This window comes from Actinoplanes sp. NPDC051633 (assembly GCF_040681735.1).
Taxonomy (GTDB): Bacteria; Actinomycetota; Actinomycetes; order Mycobacteriales; family Micromonosporaceae; genus Actinoplanes.
In genome coordinates, this window is sequence record NZ_JBFAZH010001041.1 from 1 (window position 1) to 2,729 (window position 2,729).

4 protein-coding genes are annotated in these 2,729 nt (G+C 74.5%); 1 reads left to right on the top strand and 3 read right to left on the bottom strand.

Annotated elements, in window-relative coordinates; translation table 11 throughout:
• The 3 genes from AB0M20_RS36540 to AB0M20_RS36550 all read right to left on the bottom strand — a co-directional run.
• A partial coding sequence (locus tag AB0M20_RS36540; RefSeq protein WP_364305244.1) for a serine/threonine-protein kinase occupies positions 1-619 on the bottom strand: 619 nt, incomplete at its 3' end.
• Positions 620-642: 23 nt separating this feature from the next.
• Entirely contained in the window at positions 643-1,002 is a 360-nt protein-coding gene (locus AB0M20_RS36545) for a VOC family protein (protein WP_364305245.1), read from the bottom strand.
• A gap of 9 nt (positions 1,003-1,011) precedes the next feature.
• Positions 1,012-1,413 carry a nuclear transport factor 2 family protein gene (locus AB0M20_RS36550; protein ID WP_364305247.1) on the bottom strand — a complete coding sequence of 134 codons (402 nt, stop codon included), beginning with the start codon at positions 1,411-1,413 and terminating at the stop codon, positions 1,012-1,014.
• A gap of 54 nt (positions 1,414-1,467) precedes the next feature.
• Between AB0M20_RS36550 and AB0M20_RS36555 the strand changes: the two genes are divergently transcribed.
• A partial coding sequence (locus AB0M20_RS36555; protein ID WP_364305248.1) for an FtsX-like permease family protein occupies positions 1,468-2,729 on the top strand: 1,262 nt, incomplete at its 3' end.

A 2,729-nucleotide genomic window follows, 5' to 3' on the forward strand; every position in this document is an offset into this window, starting at 1 on the left:
GGGTGACGCCGAGCGACCACATGTCGCCGGCCGGGGTGGCGGGGTGGCCGTTGATCCGCTCGGGCGCCATGTACGACGGTGAGCCGATCATCTGCCCGGGCATGGTGAGCGCGGACGCGTCGTCCATCGCCGCGATGCCGAAATCCGTCAGCATCGCCCGGTCGGTGTCGATCAGGATGTTCGCCGGTTTGACGTCGCGGTGCACGGTCCCCCGGCGGTGGGCCGCGCTCAACGCGTCGAGCAGCTGCAGCCCGATCTCGGCGGCCCGCCCCGCGGGCAGCGGCCCGGCCTTCGCGACGACCTCCGCCAGGGACGGCCCGTCGACCAGCTCCATCACGATCCACGGCCGCCCGGCGTCCAGGGCGACGTCATGAACGGTCACGATGCTGGGGTGGCGCAGCCGGGCCGCCGCCTGGGCCTCGCGCATGGCGCGCCGGATCCGCGGATCCTCGGGATCGACCGGCCCGGAGTCGGCGCCGGGCAGATAGATCTCCTTCACCGCGACGTCCCGGTCGAGCAGGGTGTCAGTGCCCTGCCAGACGGCGCCCATCCCACCCCGGCCCAGGATCGTCTCCAGCCGGTAGCGGCCGGCGATCACCCGAGCGTTTCCCTCTGCCACATCGGAAACCTACCGAACGCGGGTCACTCTGATGGACGCCGATGGGCGAGGACACAGAACTCGTTGCCCTCGGGGTCGGCGAGCACCACCCACGACTGTTCACCCTGGCCGATGTCGACCCGCCGGGCGCCGTGGGCCAGCAGCCGAGCCACCTCGGCGTCCTGATCGTCCGGGACGAAGTCGAGGTGCAGCCGGCTCTTGGCCTTCCTCGGCTCGTCGAGCCGGACGAACTCCAGCCCCGGCGTGCGATCCGGCGCGGGGCGGATCGCGAACTCGTCCGCCGAGGAGTGGACCACGACCCAGCCGAGGGCCTCGGCCCACCAGTGCCCCAGGGCCGCGGGGTCCGCGGTGTGGACGATGACATGTCTCCAGTCCAAGGTCACCCGCCGACCTTAGACCGGCGGCTCCGCGAAGTAGTCGCGGAGGCGGGCGATCTGCCCGTCGCGGAGGCGGAAGATCTGCACGAGCGACATCGTCGTCGCGCGCCCGCCGGCCTCGTCGAGGGCGACGTCGATCTCGGCGATGAAGACGTCGGGATCGGGGGTGTCGTGCAGGACGTAGGCGGACCGTTCCAGGTTCACCGTGCCGTGACGGGCCGGCCGCTGGTGATACGTGCCGGTTCCGGTGCGGATGGCAGCACGGCCCACCAGGCGGTGCAGCGGATGGCCGTCGGGAACCAGCGGCGCCTCGTACACGCCGTCCTCGGTGAACATCGCGGCGATCGCGTCCGGGTTCCGGGTGATCGCGCCGGCGTACACGTACCGCTCGAAGATTTCCTTGTGCGTCAGAGCCACTCTCCAGTTTAGCCGGGGCAACCGGCGGACAGCCGGTCTGGCAGGATCTTCGCCATGATTCTGCGGCGGGCCCGGGCTGCGGCCGGGCTGCTGCTCGCCGCCGCCGCGGTCGCGCTGGTCGCGTCCACTCTGCTGGCCGCGCTCGTCGCATACGGGCGGGCGGCCACCGAGGCGGGCATCCGCACCGCGGTCGAGTCGGCCGATCCGGTGGATCGGTCGGTGCTGGTCCGCGGCGCCGCCGGCAACAACCGGGCGGCCTACCCGGAGTGGGACCGGGCGTTGCGCGGCACGTTCGGCGGCGGGCTGGGCGGTGCGCCGGTCACCGTGAGTGCCGCGGGGTACGCCGCCGGCTGGGCGCTGGCCGAACGCCCGGGGACCGGCGAGGGTGTTCCGTACGCCTCGATCATCTATCTGGAGGCCCTGCCGGAGCACGCCGATCTGGTCGCCGGGCGGTGGCCGGGGCCCGGGGCGACGCCGGTGCAGGTCGCGCTCCCGGAGCCGGCGGCCCGCCTGCTGGGGCGGAGCACGGGCGACCGGATCAGGCTCAGCGACCAGCGCACCGGACGGACGACCGACGTGCTGGTCAGTGGCGTGTGGCGGGTCCGGGACGGCGCCGACCCGTACTGGCGGCTGGTCCCGGAGGGGCCCGGGTTCTCCGCCCTTGCCGGAGGCTCAGCGGCCGGAAGCAGCACAGCTCCGGACGCGACCGGCGGGGCGCCGTACGGGCCGCTGGTGGTCGACCGGAGCGACTTCGCCGCACGGTTCGCCGTCTCCGCCTCGGTCGCGTGGCAGATCACCCCGCGGCTGGACGATGTCGGCCTGGCGCAGCTCGGGCGGGTCGCGGCGGACGCCGCCGCGGCGGGCACGGGGCTGCCGCCGCCGCGCGATCTGACGCAGTCGGCCACCGCGGTCACCGGGCTGCCGGAGCTGTCCGCCCGGCTCAACCGCGCCGACCTGGTCAGCCGGTCGGCGCTGACCACGCCGATGCTGCTGGTCGGAGCGATGGCCGGGTACTGCCTGTTGCTGGTGGCCGGGGTGCTCGCCGAGCACCGCCGCGGGGAGACCGCGCTGCTGCGGGCCCGGGGTGCGGGCCGGACGCAGATCGCCGGTCTCGCCGTGCGGGAGTCGATGCTCATCGTGCTGCCGGCGCTGCTGCTCGCCGCCCCGGCGGCGGTGGCCCTGGTCGGGCTGGCCGGGCCGGTCGGGCGATACGCCCGGCTGACCGGCTCGGTGTGGCTGGTGGCGGTGCTCGCGGCGCTCGGTTGCGCGGTCGCGGTGGCGGCTCCGGCGGCCCGGCGCGACCGGCCGTACGTGGC